We start from the raw sequence: 18,857 nt of genomic DNA on the forward strand, positions 1-18,857 counted from the left end.
CATGCAACACCGGATACCGCACAGCCTCGCGCTCGCACTCCTGATCACGGCTGTCACGACGCAGGCCCGCGCCGACGGCGAGACGATCGCCGTGTTCACCAAGAACCAGACCAATCCGTTCTTCCAGACGGTGCGGGTCGGCGCCGACAACATGGCGAAGGTGCTGAACGCCAAGATCCTGCACTACATCCCGACCAAGCCGGACTCGATCCCCGAGCAGCTCAGCCAGATCGAGGACGTGGTGGTGAAGAAGCCGAGCGCCATCGTCTTCACGCCGGTCGACTACAAGGCGATGGTGCCCGGCGTCGATAAGATCAACGACGCCAAGATCCCCGTCGTCAACATCACCGACCGCTCGGCGGGCGGCAAGTTCGTCTCCTTCGTCGGCGCCGACGACTACAGCCTGGGCCTCGAGACCGGCCGGTTCCTGCTCAAGACGCTCGGCGGCAAGGGCAACATCGTCATCATCGAAGGGGTCAAGGGCTCGCTGACCAATGTCGACCGCGTCCGCGGGTTCAACGACGCGCTCAAGGAGAACCCCGGCGCCAAGCTGCTGGCGTCGCAGCCCGGCAACTATCAGCGCCTGCAGGCCCTGCAGGTGATGGAGAACCTGATGCAGTCCAATGCGCAGATCGACGGCGTGCTCGCCGCCAACGATGCCATGGCCGTCGGCGCCATCGAGGCGCTGGACGGCGCCAACCGCAAGGCCCAGGTGATCGGCATCAACGGCACCAAGGAGGCGATCGACGCGATCAAGTCCGGCAAGCTGCTCGCCAGCGGCGACTATAACGGCTTCGCCCAAGGCTGCCTCGGCACCATGATGGCCGTCCGCTCGCTGCGCGGGCAGCCGGTGATCAACGAGATCGTGCTGAAGCCGACGGTGATCACCAAGGACAACTACCAGCCGTTCGACGTAGCGCTGGAACAGCGGACCTGCCCGAGCTACGAGGATGCGAGCAAGCTCGGCGCGAAATAGGATCAGCCATCAGTCCGGAAGCAGGACGGCACGCAGCCGTCCTGCTTCAACTTGCGGAGAGAATCCATGCTGTTTGCGATTCACGCGCTCGACAAGCCGGACGCGCTCCCGGTCCGGCTTGCAAACTACGACGCGCACAAGGCCTATCTCGGTGACACCGCCCGCCTGCCCGTCACCATCGTGATGTCCGGCCCGCTCGTCTCCGACGATGGGTCGACGATGATCGGAAGCCTGTTCCTGGTCGAGGCACCCGGCCGCGCCGAGGTCGAAGCCTTCAACCGCGCCGACCCGTTTGCCGCGGCCGGCATCTGGGACAAGGTGACGATCACCGGGTTCCTGCGGCGCCAGGGGTAGTCAGCCCTTCAGCTCGATGCCGGCCAGCGCCTCGCTCAGCTTCGCCAGCGCGGTGTGATCCTGCCCGGGTCCGAGCAGCCCTTGCGCGCTCGCGCTCAGCTCGCGGCAGAGATTGGAGAATGGGGCCGCGACCCCGCTGGCACGCGCGACCTCGAGCGCGATCGAGAGGTCCTTGACCATCAGATCGAGTCCGAAGCCGCTGTTGAATTGGCGCGACAGCACGAACTGCTTGAACTTCTTCTGCGTCGAGTTGTTCATGCCGGTCGAAGCGTTGAGCACGTCGGTCATCAGGCCGGGATCGATGCCGAACTGCTGGCCGATCAGCAGCGCCTCGATGCCGATCAGGAAGCCGCCGGCGGAGACGAGGTTGTTGAGCGCCTTCATCGCCTGGCCCGAGCCAAGGCCGCCGATGCGGTGGATCGTCGTTCCCATGGCGCGCAGCAGCGGCTCGACACGGTCGAGCGCGGCCGGCTCGCCGCCGGCCATGATCGCGAGCTCGCCGGTCACTGCGCGCGGCACGCCGCCGCTGACCGGCGCATCGAGCATGGTCACGCCGAGCAGGGCGAGATCGGCCGCGATTGCCTGCGTCGCCGCCGGCGCGCCGGAGCTCATGTCGATCACGATGTGACCCTGCCTCAGACCGGCGCGCAGAGTCCCGACAGCGTCCGCGACATGCCTGCTGGTCGGCAGCATCGTGATGATGACATCCGCCTGCCCCGCCGCAGCCGCGAGGTCGCCGGCCTCGACACCGCCAACCTTGGCGACGAACTCAGCAGCCCGCCCGGGCACGGCGTCATTGACGGCGACCGCAAAGCCGGCGCCGAGCAGGCGCGCGGCCATGGGCCAGCCCATGTTGCCGATGCCGACGAACAGGATCCTTTGCGGCGCGCTCATGTGCCGTCCTTTGCGCCGTCCTTCTTGGCGATCGCGCCTTCGGCGACCAGCACCTCATGCGCGGCCTTGAAGGCTTCGAGCCCTGCGGGAATGCCGCAATAGACGGTCGCGTGCAGCAGGATCTCCTTGATCTCGTCGACCGTGACGCCGTTGGTGAGCGCGCCCTTGACGTGCAGCTTCAGCTCGCTCGGCTTGCTGAGCGCGGTCAGCATCGCGAGATTGATGATGCTGCGGGTGCGGCGATCCAGTCCTGGCCGGGTCCAGGCATAGCCCCAGCACATTTCGGTGGTGATGTGCTGGAAGGCCATCATGAAGTCGTCGGCCTTGGCGAGGCTGCCATCGACGTAGGCCGCGCCGAGCACCTCGCGGCGCACCTTCAGGCCCTTCTCGAACAATTCTTTTTCGTCGCTCATCCGCTCGTCTCCTTCTGCAAACCCTGATGTCAGCTCTTTGTCTGAGCATGATCTTTTCGGAAAACCGGCTTCCACTTTTCCGGATCATGCTCTAGCGCCTCGCCGCGCGGACTGACAACAACAACGCCGGGCGGCGTTGTCAGTGACGTCCGCACGGCGGAATTGATCGGAGATGTGAATCCGCTAGCCGTGCTTGACGATCAGGGTCTTCATCGCCGCGAGCTCGTACAGCGCCTCGAACCCCTTCTCGCGGCCATGGCCCGATTTCTTCATGCCGCCGAACGGCAGCTCGATGCCGCCGCCGGCGCCGTAGCCGTTGACGAACATCTGGCCGACCCTGACCTTGCGCGCGACGCGCATCGCCCGCGAGCCGTCGCCCGACCATACGCCCGCGACCAGGCCGAAATCGGTGCCATTGGCAAGCTTGATCGCATCGGCCTCGTCGTCGAACGGCATCGCCGCCAGCACCGGGCCGAACACCTCGTCGCGCGCCAGCTCGGAGTCGCGGGCGACCTGCTGGTAGAGCGCAGGCGCGACGTAGAAGCCTTCGCTCGGCACGCCGTCGGCGATCTTGCCCTGGGCCACGCGCTTGGCGCCGCCGGACTCGGCACGCGCCAGCATGCTCTCGATGCGCTTCTTCTGCACCGCGCTGATGACGGGGCCGAGATCGAGATCCATCTCCGGGGTGCCGGCGGTGATCTTCTCGAAGCGGAGCTTGAGGTCGGCCAGGAAGCGGTCCCAGATCGAACGCTCCACCAGCACGCGCGAGCCGGCCGAGCAGGTCTGGCCGGCGTTCTGCACGATCGCCGCGGCCACCGAGGTCAGCGCCGCATCGAGATCGGCGTCGGCGAACACGATCTGCGGCGACTTGCCGCCGAGTTCGAGCGTGCAGCCGATGTGGTTCCTCGCGGCCGCCGTCTGCACGAGCGTGCCGACCTCCGGGCTGCCGGTGAAGGAGATGAAATCGATACCGTCATGCGCCGACAGCGCCGCACCCGCCTCCTCGCCAAGGCCCGGCACGACATTGATCGCACCGGCCGGGAAGCCGGCTTCCGCCGCGAGCTCGGCAAGACGCAGCGGCACAAGGCAGGCCTCCTCGGCCGGCTTGATCACGGTCGCGTTGCCCATCGCCAGCGCCGGCGCGACGGTGCGGCCGAACATCTGGCCCGGATAGTTCCACGGAATGATATGGCCGGTGACGCCGAGCGGTTCGTACACCGTGGTGACGAAGAAGCCGTCGAGGAAGGGAATGGTGTCGCCATGCACCTTGTCCGCGGCGCCGCCGTAATATTCGAAATAGCGCGCGACCGCGACCACGTCCGCCTTGGCCTGCTTCATCGGCTTGCCGGTATCCGCCGCTTCGAGCTTCGCGAGTTCCTCGGCGTTGTCCTCGACGAGGCGGCCGAGCTTCGACAGCAGGCGCCCGCGGTCCACCGCGGCGAGCCGGCCCCACGGGCCTTCGAGCGCGCGGCGCGCCGCCGCCACGGCAAGATCGATGTCGGCCGCATCCCCTGCCGCGATCGAAGCGATCACCTGGCCGGTCGCCGGAGCAAGCATCGCAATGGTGCGGCCCGACCGCGCGGGCTGCCACGTGTTGTCGATGAAGACGCCCTTTGCGGCAGGCAGTTTGACATTGGCGTTCATGGCAGCTCTCCGGCTTCTCTTGCAGCTCGTCCTCGGTCATGTCAGACCTCGGCACGGTGCATCACCACGCGGCCGCGCGACGGCCGAGGCAACGGAGGCGTGTCACCATGGCCGGATTGGCCGGCCGCTCTCCCCCGTTTGCGCTGCAGCGGTCATGATGCCCGATGGATGCGTCCGACGTTTCTGTCAGACAATATCGGAGCCGTCCAGAACGGGGCGTGGGGTGCACGAGAACGTGCGGCGCGCGGCGCTTCGGGGCTCGCGCGCGATCGGCCGCGACGTGATCGTCGCAAGGCTCGTCATCTGGCTTACCGCCTGGTCCGCCAGGCGGTCGGGAACGCTGGTGGCCGGCGCGGCGATCTCGCCCAGCGCGGCCGCTGCCTCCTTGCGAGAGATTGGCCTGCTCGTGGGTGATGCAATGGGTGCTCGGCCGCACCACGTGCAGCACTGCGCCCGAAAGGGCGCGACCATCATCACGAAGCCACGAGGTGCGGTCCGGTGCTGCCGCGTGCGACGATCTCGAAACCGAGGTCGATCCGCCGCGTTCTCGGCCGCTTGCCGGTGGCGATCACCTGAAGCACCAGTTCGGACGCCACGCGCCCCATGTCGGCGCGCGGCGTCAGCACGGTCGACAGCGGCGGATTGGAGGCCGCCGCGAATTCCAGGTCGTTGAAGCCGATCAGCGAGATCCGGCGCGGGACCTCCAGCCCCGCCTGCTGGCAGGCGAACAACGCACCCAGCGCGATGTTGTCATCGCAGCAGAAAATCGCATCGGGAGCTCCGCTCGCGAGCATCTCCTCGGTCAGCTTCCGCCCCAGCGAGATCGTCGTCTGTGCCGGGAGCCAGGCAACCAGCGACTCGCCGTCCAAACCAGCTTCCGTCAGCGCCGCGCGATAACCCTCCAGCCGGGCTCGTGCCCGGTCGTCGCGCTGTCCGGAGAGGTAGGCGATCCGCCGATGTCCCAGCCCGATCAGGAAGCGGGTCGCGGCATAGCCGCCCTGGCGCTGCGAAAGTCCGACGTTCAGATCGATCGGATCGTCGGTCAGCTCGAACGTCTGCACCACCGGAATCCGCGAACGTTCGAGAACGCGCCGCGCGGCCCGCGTCTGATTCACCCCGACCAGGATCAGCGCCTCGATGTTCTGGCCCAGTAGCGTCCTGATGGCGCCCTCCTCCTCCTCCGCCGAATAACGGCTGCTGACGACGACGGGGCGAAAGCCGAGCGGCAGCAGGGCGTCGTAGATCGCCTGCAGGTAGTCCGCGAAGATGCCGTTGGAGAGCGACGATACGACGATGCCGATGGAATGCGTGCGGGTCGAGGCGAGCCGGCTCGCCGCGAAATTCGGCACATAGGCCAGCCTGTCGACCGCGGCATCGATCCGCTTGCGCAACTCCGGCGACACCATATCGGGCCGCCGCAGCGCCCGCGACACGGTGACAGCGCTGACATGGGCGATGCGGGCGACGTCCTCCAGCGTGGTGCGACGCTTCTGAGACATGATCCTTGCAACATTGATTCACGCGGATTTGTCCGAACCATATTCATGACATGCGACCGGCCGCTTGGCAAAAGCCGCGCGACGGTAATTGACAGCGCTGTCATTGATCAGTAACGCTTGGCGGGTCGAGACGACGAGCAATGCTCGCACAAACCTCCGGAAACAAAGAGGCGTCTCGCACATGCGTCATTGATTTGGCGCCACAACAACAGGGGAGGTCACGAATGTCGTCCAAGTCGATGAGGGCGCGATGCCTTGCCACTTGTGCATCGCTGGTGTTGGTCACGGCGTTTGCCGGCAAGGCGCTGGCGGAGCCGGAGATGGTCAAGGGACCGGCGACCGAGCCTGAATGCATGGTGCCGTGGACCGCGGACACCAAGTTCTTCAAGTTTCCGGCCAAGAAGGGCCCGTACCGCATCGCACTGGCGAACGGCTACATCGCCAATACTTGGCGCATCCAGATGATTCAGACCGCGAAGGCCTATGCGGCGCAGCCGGAGGTCAAGGCCAAGCTGAAGGAGTTCAAGGTCGTCTCGACCGGCGAGGACGTCCCGGCCCAGATCTCGGCAATCAACAACTTCATCGACTCCGGCTATGACGCGATTGTCGTCAACGCGCAGAACCCGACCGCGTTCGGGCCGGTGATCAAGCGTGCCAAGCAGGCCGGCGTGATCCTCGTCGCCTTCGACAACATCCTTGCGACGGAAGATGCGATCAACGTCAATGTCGACCAGAAGGGTCTCGGCGAACTCTGGGCGAAGTGGCTGGTCAAGAACGTGCCCGGCGGCGGCAAGGTGCTCGAGGTGCGCGGCGTCGCCGGCACCTCGGTCGACACCGACCGGCACAACGGCTTCCACTCCGTTCTCGATGCCTCCGGCAAGAAGTGGCAGGTCACCGAGGTCGTCGGCAAATGGGACGACGGCGTCGCCCAGAAGGCCACGGCGGATGCGATCGCGACCAATGGCCCGTTCGATGCGATCTCCGGCCAGGGCGGCGACACCGGCATCGTGCAGGCCATGCTCGACGCCAAGCACAAGATGGTGCCGTTCGGTGGCGAGACCGAAAACGGCTTCCGCAAGTTCTGCGCCGCCAAGGCGTCCGAAGGCCTGAAATGCTCTTCCGCCGGTACCGGCCCTGCGCAGGTCGCGGTCGCGATCAAGGTCGCGCTCGCCGCCCTCGAAGGCAAGGTAGTGCCGCAATCGGTCAAGCTGCCGCTCGCCGTCGTGGAAGATCCGAGCTTCAAGAAGGATCAGGACTACTTCCCGGCACAGTCCGACAACTTCTTCGTCGGCAACTCCTTCCCGACCTGCGGCATCAACTTCACGGCGCAGGAGATCATGGGCCAGTCGAAAGAAAACCAATAGGCCGGTGCGATCGCTGGTCCGCGAGTTCTCTCGCGGCCAGCCCGTCCCTATTGCCCAAACGACTGAGGGAGCAAGCATGATCGCGGCCGAGCCGCTGTTTCGCGCCGAAGGATTGTCCAAGCGCTATGGCGGCGTGATCGCTCTCGACGGTGCGGACCTGGAGGTCCACCCCGGCCGCATCCACGCGATTCTCGGCGAGAACGGCGCCGGCAAGTCGACGCTGATCAAGCTCATGGTCGGCGTGGTCACGCCGGACGAAGGCCGCATGACGCTTGCGGGACGCGAGGTCGCCTTCACCGGTCCTTCCGCGGCAAACGATGCCGGCGTCGTCTGCATCTTCCAGGAGCTGTCGCTGATTCCCGACCTGTCGGTCGCAGACAACATCATGATCTCTCATCCGCCGACGCGATTCGGAATGATCGATCGGCGGGGCCAGCGTCGACTTGCAGAGGAGGCGCTGCACCGCGCCGGCGCCGGCGACATTCATCCGCGTGCGCTGGTGAAGGACCTGCCGCTGTCGCGCCGCCAGATGGTCGAGATCGCGAAAGCGCTGTCGCGGCAGCCCAAGATCCTGATCCTCGACGAGGCAACCTCGGCGCTGACCGCTTCCGACGTGACCAAGGTGTTCAAGGTGCTGAAGCGCCTGCGCAGCGAGGGGCTGGCGCTGCTCTACATCTCCCATCGCATGCACGAGATCGCCGAGCTCGCCGACGACTGCAGCGTGTTCCGCAACGGCCGCCGCATCGCGACTTTCCCGGCCGGTACCAAAACGGATGCCGAAGTGATCGAGCTCATGATCGGCCGTGAGTACAAGCATGCCTTCCCGGAAAAGCCGCCGCGGAAAATCGATGGCCGGCCGCCAGCGCTGCAATGCAAGAGCCTCGGCTGGGGCGACCGGCTGAAGGACATCTCGTTCTCGCTGCAGGCCGGCGAGATCATCGGTCTCGGCGGGCTCGACGGCCAGGGCCAGCGCGAGCTGCTGCTGGCGCTGTTCGGCGTGCTGCGGGACTGTCGCGGCGACATTCTGATCGACGGCAACAAGGTGACGATCGACAGCCCCGTCACCGCCAAGTCGGAGCGCATTGGTCTCGCGCTCATTCCGGAGGACCGCAAGACCGAAGGGCTGATGCTGCCGATGTCGGTGCGCGACAATCTTTCGGCCGCGGCCTTCGACCGGTTCGCGACATTCGGCATCATCGACCGGCAGCGGCAATCGACGCTGATCGACGAGATGATCCGCCTGATCGAGATCAAGACGGCCTCTCCAGATCTCGCCGTCAGCGCGCTCTCCGGCGGCAACCAGCAGAAGGTCGTGATCGCGAAATGGCTGATGAACAAGCCGCGCATCATCCTGCTCAATGATCCGACGCGCGGCATCGATGTCGGCACCAAGCAGGAGATCTACCGGCTGCTGCGCCGGCTTGCCGACGAGGGCGCCGCGATCCTGCTCTATTCGACCGACTATGACGAGCTGATCGGCTGCTGCGACCGCGTGCTGGTGATGTACGATGGCGCGATCAGGCGCGAGCTCGCGGGGGCCGAGATCACCGAACGTGCGCTGGTCAGCAGCGCGCTCAACGTCGACGAGGGCGAGCGAGCGGAAGCGAGTCTGGCATGACCGAGTGGCGGTACTGGCTCTCCGAACAGCGCGGCACCCTGCTCGCGATCGGGATCTTCGTCGCGATGTTCGTGCTCTATGCGACCAATCATCCGGCCGGCTTCAGCGCCAACATGGTGCAGACCGCCGCCAACAAGGCGACGCTGCTGGCCTTCGTCGCCATGGCGCAGGCGATCGTGGTGATCACCGCCGGCATCGATCTGTCCGTCGGCATGATCCTGACTCTGACCAACTGCCTCGCGTCCTGGATCGTGGTCGGAACCGCCACCGAGACGGCGCTCGGCGTGGCCGGCGTGCTCGGCACCGGCATCGTCTGCGGCATGATCAACGGCGCGATCGTGATCTTCGGGCGTCTGCAGCCGATCGTGACCACGATCGCCACGGGCGCGATGTATTACGGGCTCGCGCTGTTCCTGCGACCCAATCCCGGCGGGTCCGTCAACGAAACGCTGGCGGATGCCCTGACCGGCAGGCTGTTCGGCGTGCTGCCCACGAGTCTCGTGGTTCTGGCTGTGACGGCGCTGCTGATCTGGGTGCCCTATAGCCGCTCGGTCGTCGGCCGCGCCGCGTTCGCGACCGGCTCCTCCGAGGTCGCAGCCTACATGTCCGGCGCGCCGATCCGCGCGGCCAAGTTTGTCGCCTACACCTTGGCCGGCCTGTTGTCGGCGATCGGCGGCCTGTTCCTGACGTTCTTCTCGTATACCGGCGAGGCCGCCTATGCGAGCGGCAACGCCTACACGCTGTTCTCGATCGCGGCCGTGGTGCTCGGCGGCGTGTCGCTGATGGGCGGGCGCGGCAGCGCGATCGGGGCGATCTTCGGCGCCCTCGCGTTCCGCACCATCGGCGATCTCCTGTTCGTGTTCGATTTCGATCCGCTGTGGCAGCCGCTATTCCAGGGCCTCGTGCTGATGCTCGCGGTCTCGATCGGAGCGTTCGGCCTGGTGCGGGTGCGCAATCGCCTGGAGTGGTTCGGATGAGCGACGCAACGGCATCACAACCAGCCCGTCGGGGGATCGCCATACTGCGCCGGATCGATCCGGCGGTGGCGGCCTCGTTCGGCTGCATCCTGCTGTTGCTGCTCGTGGGCAGTCTCTATTCGCGCAGCTTCCTGTCGCCGGACTATCTGCTGCAGCAGTTGAAGGTCGCGAGCTTCCTGGGCGTGATCGCCACCGGGATGATGCTGGTGATCCTGCTCGGCCAGATCGATCTGTCGGTGCCGTGGGTCGTCACGACCGGTGCGATGATGGCCTGCGCGGCGGCCGCTCATGGCACGACCGGCGCCATCATCGCGATTCCCTGCGGCATTCTCTGCGGCGCCGCCATCGGTCTGTTGAACGGCATCGGCGTCGCCTATCTGCGCATCCCCTCGATGATCATCACCTTGGCGACCAACGCGGTCGCGCAAGGGCTGATGGTCGCCTACACCGGCGGCTTCGCGCCGCAGGATTCCGCCTCCAAGGCGATGCGCTATCTCGCCACCGGCACCATTGTTCCCGGCGTTCCGAACGCGGTGCTGGTCTGGGCGATCATCGGCGGCGTAGCGATCTGGCTGCTGTCGCGGACCACGTTCGGCCGCGCCATCTACGCCATCGGCAACCGCGAGCGCGCCGCCTATCTCTCAGGGATCGATACACGCCGCATCACCATGCTGGCGTTCGCGCTGTCGGGCGCCCTCTCCGCCTTCGGCGGCGTGCTGCTCGCGGGCTATGCCTCGAAGGCAGCGCAGTCGATGGGCGACGCCTATTTGCTGCCCTCGATCGCCGCCGTCGTGCTCGGCGGCACGCACATTCTCGGCGGCCGCGGCAGCTATCTCGGCACCGTCGCCGGCGTCGTGCTGATCACCCTGCTACAATCGATCCTGTCGGTGATGCAGATCAGCGAGGCCGGCCGCCAGCTGATCTACGGCGCCGTGATCATACTGATGCTCCTGATCTACGGCCGCCAGAAACTGTGATCGCACGCGACATCGCGACGGGGCGATCGGACGGAAGACGGCTGCACGACAGCGACCGCGGCGACCGGCCCTCCCGCAAGCCGGCCTGCGAGCTGCGGCGCATGCGACAGCACTACCACGGGTGGCTTCCCATGATGAATGGTGAAGACCCTTTAAACGAGGGCTGTGTCGACGCGAAAGCGGCTTCGTTTTCCGGACATGAATGCGGTCTCGACACAACCGATACAGGATTCCAGGCTACGTTCAGTTAAGCATCTCATCACGGTATCCCCGTATTTTACCCGCAAAGGTTGATTTGTTGGCCTGATTGGCCGTAACAAGACACCGACGGGAAACAAGTCGAAATCCATTGAAACGTGAGAGCGGACGACAATGTCGGACACCGCCGCCGGTGGTCTATTGCCTGATCTCAGCCGCCGCTGGCTCGCCTGGACAAAGAGCGTCTTGCAACGGGCGCATGACAGCGGGGATGCAGCGACGGCCTGGGCCGTGTTCCGGTTCAACTGGGCTGTCATGACAGCACTTTGGGTGCTGTTCGGACTGTGCCTGATCTTTACGGACTTTCGCATCGAACCAATCGGCTACGTCGTCGTGCTGTCGACATCGGCCGCCTATGGTCTCATCGGCTACGCCAATGCACGGTCGGCCCAGCGTGCCAAACCCTGGATGTTCTCATTCCTGACCGGGATGGCCCAGACCACCCTGGCATCCACCGTGCTGGCGTCACTGTCCTACATTGCGACGGCCGCCAATCTGCCGCTTCAGGACGCCAACCTGCTCGCCCTCGATCGCGCCCTTGGCTTCGACTTTCGCGAGTACTTGTCGTTCGTCAATGACCGTCCGTGGGCCGTCTTGACCCTCGCGTTCGGCTATCGATCCATTTCCTGGACGATCTGCATCATCGTCGTGGCCCTTCCCTTGTTGGGCCACTATCGCCGGTTTGCAGAGTTCAACCTCGCGATCAGCCTGACGCTGGCGCTGACATGCATCATCACCTTGTTTGTTCCTGCACTCGGCGTGTACCACGCGTTGGAGCTGCCGCCGTCCGCCTACGCAAACCTCATCCCGCAGGCCTATTTCGACACGGCGCGCGAGGTGCCCCTGGTTCGCGATGGGACGCTGCGCCTGTTGGACACCAGCCATCTCGCGGGGATCGTGACCTTTCCGAGCTTTCACGCGGCGGCCGCGGTTCTCGACGGCTGGGCGCTGTGGTCGTTGCGCTGGTTGCGACCATTCAATGTCCTGATCCACGGCGCGATGCTGCTCTCGACCCCGATCGGCGGCGGACATTTCCTCGTCGACATGATCGCCGGCATCGCGATCGCGACGGCGTCGATCTGCATCGCGCGCCTCGTTGCCCTGAGGCTGCGCGAGCGCCACGCCGCGTTTCCGCACCGCATGCTGCGACATCCATTGCCTCAGACCTGAACTGATGGATTCGGGCACGGCAGGATGTCTGTTGCACTTCTGCCCGAGCTGCATCGGCGAACGCGTGCCCGCAGTCCGCGCACCTCACACTTCGAGCCACTCCTGCCGGACCGCGGTGTTGGCCTTGAGCTGATCCGGCGTTCCTTCGAACACGACACGGCCATGGCCCATGACGTAGACGCGCTTCGAGATCCGCATGGCGATCGAGAGCTTCTGCTCGACCAGCAGGATCGCGACGCCCGCCGCTGCGATCCGGGCGATCAGATCGCCGACCTGCTGCACGATCAGCGGCGCCAGACCTTCGGTCGGCTCGTCGATCATGATGAGGTCGGGCTCGCCCATCAGCGTCCGGCAGGTGGTCAGCATCTGCTTCTCGCCGCCCGACAAGACGCCGGCCGGCGTATCGGCGCGCGCCGCGAGATTGGGAAACATGTCGAGCATGTCCTGAAGGCGCCACTTCCCCGGCCGCCGCGTGTCCTTGATGCCGAGCACGAGGTTTTGCCGGACGGTGAGGCTCGGGAAGATATCGCGATGTTCGGGCACATAACCGAGCCCAAGGCGCGCGATCTTGTAGCTCGGCAGACCTGCAATGTCCCGGTCCTTGAAGCGGATCGTCCCCTGCGGGCTGACCTCGCCCATGATCGCCTTCACGGTGGTCGAGCGGCCGACGCCGTTGCGGCCGAGCAGGCTCACGACTTCGCCGGCGGCGACGTCGAGGTCGACGCCCTGCAGAATATGGCTCTTGCCGTAGTAAGCGTGGAGGTTCCTGACTTCGAGCATCAGTGGGCCTCCTCGCCGAGATAGGCTTCCTTCACCTTCGGGTCGCGACGGATCTCCTCCGGCGTGCCCGACGCGATGATGTGGCCGTAGACCAGCACCGAGATGCGATCGGCGAGGCCGAACACGACGCTCATGTCGTGCTCGACGATCACCAGCGTCCGTCCCTCGGTGAGCCGGCGGATCAACGACACGGCGCGCTCGGTTTCCGCGTGGCTCATTCCGGCCGTCGGCTCGTCGAGCATGACGACCGTCGCACCGCTCGCAATGGTGACCCCGATCTCCAGCTCGCGCTGCTCGGCATAGGTCAACAATCCCGCGGGAATGTCACGCCGATGCGTGAGATGGATGTCGTCGAGAATCTGGGCGGTCCGCTCCCGCACTTCCGGGAGACTGTCGACGTTCTTCCAGAACGCGTAGCGATGCCCGGTCGCCCACAGCACGGCGCACCGGACGTTCTCCCACACGGTCATGCGGGCGAACACGTTGGTGACCTGGAACGAGCGCGACAGGCCGCGCCGATTGATCTCGAACGGCCGCAGGCCCGAGATGACCTCGCCGTTCAGCCTCACCTCGCCGGAGGTCGGCCTGATGTGTCCGCTGATCAGGTTGAACGTCGTGGACTTGCCGGCCCCGTTCGGGCCGATGATGGCGTGGCGCTCGCCCTTGGTGACGCTGAGATTGAGGTCGCGGATCACGCCGACATTGCCGAAGCGCTTTTCGACGGCACGAACTTCGATCGCTGCGGTCATGCCAGATACCCCCGGTCACGCGCCACGGTGGCGGCCCTGTCCCAGGCTTCGGCGATCCGCTGCCACGTCCACCGCCCGACGACGAAGCCGGCGACCACCAGAATCGCGGCGGCGCCCCATGTCGCCGGCGACTGCGGATTCAACGCCATGCCGGACAGGTTGATGGCGTCACCACCCGAATAGCGCGCGACCGTCTCGATGGTCAGGATGACGCCGTAGGCGAGCGCCGCGGTCGGCACGATGGCCACGAGATAGGACGGGATCACCATTCCGAGCGTTCCGGCACGGACCAGCGGCCGGTGCATCATCAGCAGACCGGCAATGCCCCCGGGTGAGAACATGACGATGCCGATGAAGATGATGCCGAAATAGAGCTGCCATACGCTGGTGAGGCTCGTCAGCCCGAGCTGGAGATAGGTCACCAGGATCGCGCCGAGGATCGGGCCGAAGAAGTAGGCCGTCCCGCCGATGAAGGTCGCGAACAACACGAGGCCCGACTGGATTGCACCGAGATAGGCGGAATTCGCGATCTCGAAGCTGATCGCCGCGAGTCCGCCCGCGATGCCGGCGAAGAACCCGGCAAAACAATAAGCGAGATAGCGGACGACGTGCGGATCATAGCCGATGAACTGGACCCGTTCGGGATTGTCGCGCACCGCATTGCTGATCCGTCCCAGGGGCGTCCGGGTCAGCGCATACATCGCGATTGCTGACAGCACCAGCCAGGACGCGATCAGGTAATAGACCTGCAGCTGCGGGCCGAAGGTCCAGCCGAACATGCGTGGCAGAGCGGTGCGGTCGGTGGTGATGCCGGCTTCGCCGCCGAACACCGAGCGCAGGATCAGCGACGACGACGCCACGAGCTCGCCGATGCCGAGCGAGATCATCGCAAACACCGTGCCGGCGCGCTTGGTCATGACCCAGCCGAGGATGATCGCGAAGGCGAGGCCGCCCAGCCCGCCGAACAGGGGGATGAAGGGCAGCGGAATCGGCCAGCCATGCGCCACCACCGCGTTCATCATGTGACAGGCCGCGAAGCCGCCGAGGCCGTAGTGAACCGCGTGGCCGAACGACAGCAATCCGGTCTGACCGAGAAGGACGTTGTAGGAGAGCGCGAACACGATCGCGATCCCGATCAGGCTGAACGAGGTCAGCGATCCGCCCGAATTGAAGAGCAGCGGCAGCACGATCAGCACGGCCACGCCGATCAGCCAGACGGCGTAGAAGCGGAGACGGGAGCCGGCGGGCTTTGCCGCGAGATGAGACGCGGAGGTGACTGCTGCGGTCATGATTCGCGAGTCCCCATCAGGCCCACGGGGCGCACGATCAGGACGAGCACCAGCAGCAGGTAGGGAACGATCGGCGCGACCTGCGCGATCGTCACGTTCCAGATGTCGGTGAGCACCGATGGCCCTGCGGAGGGATCGAGCGGTCCGAAGGCGCTCGCCAGCGAGCCGTTCAACGCGACGGCGAAGGTCTGCACCAGGCCGATCACGAGCGAGGCGATGAAGGCGCCCGGCAGCGAGCCGAGGCCGCCGAACACGATCACCACGAACAGGATCGGCCCGAGTGCGGCGGCCATGTCGGATTGCGTGACCAAGGCGGGACCGGCGATGACGCCGGCGAGGCCGGCCAGCGCGCTGCCGACCCCGAACACCACCATGAACACGCGTCCGACATTGTGGCCGAGATGGCCCACCATATGGGGATGGGTCAACGCGGCCTGCACGATCAGGCCGACCCGGGTGCGCTTGAGCACGATCAGGAGCACCACGAAGATCGTCACCGATACCGCCAGCATGAAAAGCTTGTACGCCGGATAGTTGGTCGAGAAGATCGTGAACGCGGGAAAGTCCAGCAACGCCGGCACGCGATAGTCGAGCGGGGTCCTGCCCCAGATCATCGAGACGATCTCCTCGATGGCGAATGCGAGGCCGAAGGTCAGCAGCAGCTCGGCGACGTGGCCATGCTTGTGCGTGTTGCGCAGACCATAGCGCTCGACCGCCATGCCGATGGCCCCGACCAGCAGCGGCGCGAGCAGCAGGGCCGGCCAGAAGCCGACCCACTTCGTGAGCTGGAAGCCGAAGAAGGCGCCGAGCATGTAGAAGCTGGCGTGAGCAAAATTGAGCACCCCCATCATGCTGAAGATGACGGTCAGCCCGCTCGACAGCAGGAACAGCAGCATGCCGAACAGCACGCCGTTGAGGGTCGAAATGACGATGAGTTCAAGCACGGCGCACTCGCGAATGTCCCGGGCTTCAATGCCCTGCCGCTCATTCTCTGACGGACCGACGCACGGCCGGCGCCACTTCCCGCACGCTGACCTCGTGCGGGAAGCCGGCGCGGATCGTTACGGACGCGCCATCTTGCACGTCGTCGACACCATGGCCTGGGGCGTATCGACCCTGGAGACCAGGTGCCATCCCCAGCCGGTGTTCTCCTCGTCGAACGTCTCGTTCGCCGCGAGCTTGCCGAAGGACGAGACGTAGATCGGCTGCAAGAACTGGTGATCATCCTTGCGCATGAAGCCGGTGCCGCCATCCAGCACCTCGAGCTTGAGGTCCTCGAGCGCGGCCGCGACCTTCACCGGGTCGATGGAGTTGGCCTTCTCGGCCGCCGCCTTGAACATGCGCATCTCGTTGACCGCCCGCGGATACCACAGCGACATGTTGACCTTGGCGCGGAACGCCTTCTCGTAGTCCATCGCGGCCTGATGGCCCGAATTGGCGAAGCCTTCGGTCAGTTGGAAGACCTGATGATCCAGGCCCGTCTGCTTGATGGCGGTCGGGCCGCCGGCGCCGCCCGCATAGTAGGTGTACCAGTTGACCTTCAGGCCGGCATCGGCGGCGGCCTTGAGCAGCAGCGCGATGTCCTGGCCCCAGTTGCCGGTGATGACGCTGTCGGCGCCGGACGCCTTGATCTTGGCAATGTAGGGCGAGAAGTCCGTGATCTTCAGCAGCGGATGCAGCTCGTCTCCGACGATCTGGATATCGGGCCGCTTCGCCGCGAGCATCTTGCGCGCGTCGCTGCGGACCGACTGGCCGAAAGAATAGTCCTGATTGATCAGATACACCTTCTTGATGGAAGGGATGTCCTTCATGTAGTTGGTGAGCGCCTCCATCTTGATGTCCGAGCTGGCGTCCCAGCGGAAATGCCAGTAGCTGCATTTCTCGTTGGTCATGCTCGGATCGACGGCGGCATAGTTGAAGTACAGCACTTCCTTGCCGGGGTTGCGCGTGTTGTGCTTGTTGACGAAATCCTCCAGCGCGAGCCCGACGGACGATCCGTTGCCTTGCGTGATGTAGCGGACGCCGGCGTCGATCGCCTTCTGGGCCTGGACCAGGCTCTCTTGCGGATTGGTCTTATTGTCGAACGGCACGATCTCGACCTTATGGCCGAGAATGCCGCCCTTGGCGTTGAGCTCGTCGGCCAGATACTGGAACGTCTTCAGGCCCCCCTCGCCGATACTGGCGCCGCCGCCGGACAGCGGATCGATATAGCCGATCTTGACGGTGTCCTCGGCTTGCGCGGCGTGACCTAGCATCGGGACGATCAGGGCAATGGCCAAAGTTAACTTGCGCATAGTCTTGTTTCCTCGCGGGCTGTCGACTTCAGTCGATCGATGCGCATGATCGCGCAATTTGAAGAAGCACTGAGCAGAATAACGGCCGGATGACAAGCTCGGCATGACATGAACGCATGTTGCCGCTCCGGCAATGTGAGGACAGGCGGCTCGCCGCTGATCGGACGTTTCATTCGGCGGAATGTTGGCGTCCACATCCTGGACGAATCCGCCCGACACGCGGGGGTGACAAGCGCTGCCCCGGTCATGTCGCTTGTTCCACAATGTGGGACAACGCGGCGTAGGTTCCACGCTGATAGACGGGAAGAGCACGGCGGCCGGCAGCGCCGCGCCCGGTGGCAATCGTGGCCCCTGTCCCCGCCGAGACCGGCACTTGATGCTGCATCAGATAGATCATGATCAGGTCATTGACGGGATCGGCCTGCCACCAGGTGCCGAAGATGCCCGGCCAGGTCATCGAGCCCGGTGCGCCACAGGCATAGGGATTGCCGGTGGAATCCTCGGCGATCGCAAGTCCGAGCCCAAATCCGCAGGTCTGCCACAGCGGCATGCCGGCGAAGGGAATCTGGCGCTGCGCGTCAATCAGCCGGTTGGTGCGCATCAGGTTGACGGTTTCGGGTCGCAACAGCCTGACGCCGTCCAGCTCGCCTCCTCTCAGCAGCATGCGCGCGAACCGATGATAGTCGGGCGCGGACGAGATCAACCCGCCGCCGCCCGGCGTGTAGGCCGGCGGCTCGTCATACATGACCGGCTCGACCTTCGCGAGCCGCCCCGCCGTCTCGTCATATCCGTACAGGCTCGCCAGACGATCTCGCTTGGCGTGCGGCAGCCAGAAATCAGTATCGACCATGCCGAGCGGCGTGAAGATGCGCTCCTGCAGCACCTGCCGGAACGGCTTGCCTTCGACCCGGCCGATCAGGAAGCCGAGCACGTCGGTCGAATGACCGTAGTGGAAGCGGTCGCCGGGCTGATACGCCAGCGGCAGCGTGCCAAGCGCAGCGAGCCATTCGTCGGGCGTGGACCGGTTCATCGCGGGATCACCGAGCGCGCGCTCATAGGTTAGCTTGAGCGGGCCTTCCGAGAAGAACGCATAGGCGATGCCCGAACGGTGCGTGAGCAGATCCTCGACGGTGATCGCGCGCCGGGCGGGCACGGCATCGTCGAGCGGGCCGGCGGCGTCACGCAGGACCCGCAGATCGGCCAGCTCTGGAATCCACCGGGAGATCGGGTCCGCCAAGGCGATCCTGCCTTCCTCGACCAGCATCATCGCCGCCGCCGAGGTGATCGGCTTGGTCATCGACGCGATCCGGAACAACGTATCCGAGCGCATCGGGCTCTTGGTTTCGACATCGCGCCAGCCGATCGTCTCGGCATGAACGATCTCGCCGCCGCGCGAGGTGAGAGACACGATGCCGGCGAGTTCGCCGCGATCGACGAATGCGGCGAGTTCCGGGCCGATCGCCGCAAGCGCCGCAGGATCGAAGCCGCGACGGCGGCAGACGGCTTCACTGGTCATGAGCGGGCGCTCCGATGGACAGGGGTCAGCTTTCGGCCACCGGCCTTCGCCGCGGCACCGTGACGGCAAAGCAGAGGCCGCGGGG

17 protein-coding genes are annotated in these 18,857 nt (G+C 65.4%); 7 read left to right on the plus strand and 10 right to left on the minus strand.

Annotated elements, in window-relative coordinates; translation table 11 throughout:
* The first annotated feature begins 1 nt into the window (after position 1).
* Positions 2-976, plus strand: coding sequence for a sugar ABC transporter substrate-binding protein (locus QX135_RS23425; RefSeq protein ID WP_316234313.1), 975 nt, complete (start codon positions 2-4; stop codon positions 974-976).
* 66 nt (positions 977-1,042) lie between these two features.
* The gene (locus QX135_RS23430; RefSeq protein ID WP_316234314.1) at positions 1,043-1,330 is read left to right on the plus strand and encodes a YciI family protein; all 288 of its coding nucleotides are present in this window, start codon (positions 1,043-1,045) and stop codon (positions 1,328-1,330) included.
* On the opposite strand, the gene QX135_RS23435 is transcribed toward QX135_RS23430, so the two are convergent.
* The 4 genes from QX135_RS23435 to QX135_RS23450 all read right to left on the minus strand — a co-directional run bounded on the left by QX135_RS23435 (position 1,331) and on the right by QX135_RS23450 (position 5,780).
* Complete coding sequence (locus QX135_RS23435) at positions 1,331-2,224, minus strand: NAD(P)-dependent oxidoreductase (protein ID WP_316234315.1); 894 nt, start codon at positions 2,222-2,224, stop codon at positions 1,331-1,333.
* The gene (locus QX135_RS23440; RefSeq protein ID WP_315736685.1) at positions 2,221-2,637 is read right to left on the minus strand and encodes a carboxymuconolactone decarboxylase family protein; all 417 of its coding nucleotides are present in this window, start codon (positions 2,635-2,637) and stop codon (positions 2,221-2,223) included. The genes QX135_RS23435 and QX135_RS23440 overlap by 4 nt, the downstream gene beginning before the upstream one ends.
* 183 nt (positions 2,638-2,820) lie before the next feature.
* A complete protein-coding gene (locus QX135_RS23445) occupies positions 2,821-4,281 on the minus strand; it encodes an aldehyde dehydrogenase family protein (RefSeq protein ID WP_316234316.1) in 1,461 nt (486 codons plus the stop codon).
* Positions 4,282-4,754: 473 nt separating this feature from the next.
* On the minus strand, positions 4,755-5,780 hold the full coding sequence (locus QX135_RS23450) for a LacI family DNA-binding transcriptional regulator (RefSeq protein ID WP_315796195.1): 1,026 nt from the start codon (positions 5,778-5,780) through the stop codon (positions 4,755-4,757).
* A 224-nt stretch (positions 5,781-6,004) separates the two neighbouring features.
* Here QX135_RS23450 and QX135_RS23455 point away from each other — a divergent pair, with 224 nt between their 5' ends.
* From QX135_RS23455 to QX135_RS23475, 5 genes are all read left to right on the plus strand, one after another.
* Positions 6,005-7,144: a sugar ABC transporter substrate-binding protein gene (locus QX135_RS23455; protein ID WP_315796193.1), complete on the plus strand. Its 1,140-nt coding sequence runs from the start codon at positions 6,005-6,007 to the stop codon at positions 7,142-7,144.
* Between the two features lie 76 nt (positions 7,145-7,220).
* Entirely contained in the window at positions 7,221-8,762 is a 1,542-nt protein-coding gene (locus QX135_RS23460; RefSeq protein ID WP_315796191.1) for a sugar ABC transporter ATP-binding protein, read from the plus strand.
* Positions 8,759-9,739, plus strand: coding sequence for an ABC transporter permease (locus QX135_RS23465; protein ID WP_315754908.1), 981 nt, complete (start codon positions 8,759-8,761; stop codon positions 9,737-9,739). The genes QX135_RS23460 and QX135_RS23465 overlap by 4 nt, the downstream gene beginning before the upstream one ends.
* Complete coding sequence (locus QX135_RS23470; RefSeq protein ID WP_316178467.1) at positions 9,736-10,716, plus strand: ABC transporter permease; 981 nt, start codon at positions 9,736-9,738, stop codon at positions 10,714-10,716. The genes QX135_RS23465 and QX135_RS23470 overlap by 4 nt, the downstream gene beginning before the upstream one ends.
* Positions 10,717-11,229: 513 nt before the next feature.
* Positions 11,230-12,144 carry a phosphatase PAP2 family protein gene (locus tag QX135_RS23475; protein ID WP_316234317.1) on the plus strand — a complete coding sequence of 305 codons (915 nt, stop codon included), beginning with the start codon at positions 11,230-11,232 and terminating at the stop codon, positions 12,142-12,144.
* 84 nt (positions 12,145-12,228) lie between these two features.
* Here QX135_RS23475 and QX135_RS23480 read toward each other — a convergent pair whose 3' ends face one another.
* From QX135_RS23480 to QX135_RS23505, 6 genes are all read right to left on the minus strand, one after another.
* Positions 12,229-12,924, minus strand: coding sequence for an ABC transporter ATP-binding protein (locus QX135_RS23480; protein ID WP_315796189.1), 696 nt, complete (start codon positions 12,922-12,924; stop codon positions 12,229-12,231).
* Positions 12,924-13,673, minus strand: coding sequence for an ABC transporter ATP-binding protein (locus tag QX135_RS23485; protein WP_315796187.1), 750 nt, complete (start codon positions 13,671-13,673; stop codon positions 12,924-12,926). Before QX135_RS23485 ends, QX135_RS23480 begins: the two co-directional genes overlap by 1 nt.
* Positions 13,670-14,962, minus strand: coding sequence for a branched-chain amino acid ABC transporter permease (locus tag QX135_RS23490; RefSeq protein WP_316234318.1), 1,293 nt, complete (start codon positions 14,960-14,962; stop codon positions 13,670-13,672). The genes QX135_RS23485 and QX135_RS23490 overlap by 4 nt, the downstream gene beginning before the upstream one ends.
* Positions 14,959-15,906 (minus strand): branched-chain amino acid ABC transporter permease, encoded by a 948-nt coding sequence (locus QX135_RS23495; RefSeq protein ID WP_315736674.1) that lies wholly within the window; start codon positions 15,904-15,906, stop codon positions 14,959-14,961. Before QX135_RS23495 ends, QX135_RS23490 begins: the two co-directional genes overlap by 4 nt.
* 117 nt (positions 15,907-16,023) lie before the next feature.
* Positions 16,024-17,256, minus strand: a complete 1,233-nt coding sequence (locus QX135_RS23500; protein ID WP_315736673.1) for a branched-chain amino acid ABC transporter substrate-binding protein — start codon at positions 17,254-17,256, stop codon at positions 16,024-16,026.
* A gap of 244 nt (positions 17,257-17,500) precedes the next feature.
* Complete coding sequence (locus QX135_RS23505) at positions 17,501-18,772, minus strand: serine hydrolase domain-containing protein (RefSeq protein ID WP_316178461.1); 1,272 nt, start codon at positions 18,770-18,772, stop codon at positions 17,501-17,503.
* Between the last annotated feature and the right edge of the window lie 85 nt (positions 18,773-18,857).

It is taken from the genome of Bradyrhizobium sp. SZCCHNR1098 (genome assembly GCF_032489375.1).
Taxonomy (GTDB): domain Bacteria; phylum Pseudomonadota; class Alphaproteobacteria; order Rhizobiales; family Xanthobacteraceae; genus Bradyrhizobium.

Coding starts and splice junctions, on each gene's coding strand:
- QX135_RS23450 (WP_315796195.1), bottom strand. CDS start 5,780: ATGTCTCAGAAGCGTCGCACCACGCTGGAGGACGTCGCCCGCATCGCC.
- QX135_RS23425 (WP_316234313.1), top strand. CDS start 2: ATGCAACACCGGATACCGCACAGCCTCGCGCTCGCACTCCTGATCACG.
- QX135_RS23430 (WP_316234314.1), top strand. CDS start 1,043: ATGCTGTTTGCGATTCACGCGCTCGACAAGCCGGACGCGCTCCCGGTC.
- QX135_RS23445 (WP_316234316.1), bottom strand. CDS start 4,281: ATGAACGCCAATGTCAAACTGCCTGCCGCAAAGGGCGTCTTCATCGAC.
- QX135_RS23475 (WP_316234317.1), top strand. CDS start 11,230: ATGACAGCACTTTGGGTGCTGTTCGGACTGTGCCTGATCTTTACGGAC.
- QX135_RS23500 (WP_315736673.1), bottom strand. CDS start 17,256: ATGCGCAAGTTAACTTTGGCCATTGCCCTGATCGTCCCGATGCTAGGT.
- QX135_RS23465 (WP_315754908.1), top strand. CDS start 8,759: ATGACCGAGTGGCGGTACTGGCTCTCCGAACAGCGCGGCACCCTGCTC.
- QX135_RS23435 (WP_316234315.1), bottom strand. CDS start 2,224: ATGAGCGCGCCGCAAAGGATCCTGTTCGTCGGCATCGGCAACATGGGC.
- QX135_RS23490 (WP_316234318.1), bottom strand. CDS start 14,962: ATGACCGCAGCAGTCACCTCCGCGTCTCATCTCGCGGCAAAGCCCGCC.
- QX135_RS23485 (WP_315796187.1), bottom strand. CDS start 13,673: ATGACCGCAGCGATCGAAGTTCGTGCCGTCGAAAAGCGCTTCGGCAAT.
- QX135_RS23505 (WP_316178461.1), bottom strand. CDS start 18,772: ATGACCAGTGAAGCCGTCTGCCGCCGTCGCGGCTTCGATCCTGCGGCG.
- QX135_RS23440 (WP_315736685.1), bottom strand. CDS start 2,637: ATGAGCGACGAAAAAGAATTGTTCGAGAAGGGCCTGAAGGTGCGCCGC.
- QX135_RS23455 (WP_315796193.1), top strand. CDS start 6,005: ATGTCGTCCAAGTCGATGAGGGCGCGATGCCTTGCCACTTGTGCATCG.
- QX135_RS23460 (WP_315796191.1), top strand. CDS start 7,221: ATGATCGCGGCCGAGCCGCTGTTTCGCGCCGAAGGATTGTCCAAGCGC.
- QX135_RS23470 (WP_316178467.1), top strand. CDS start 9,736: ATGAGCGACGCAACGGCATCACAACCAGCCCGTCGGGGGATCGCCATA.
- QX135_RS23480 (WP_315796189.1), bottom strand. CDS start 12,924: ATGCTCGAAGTCAGGAACCTCCACGCTTACTACGGCAAGAGCCATATT.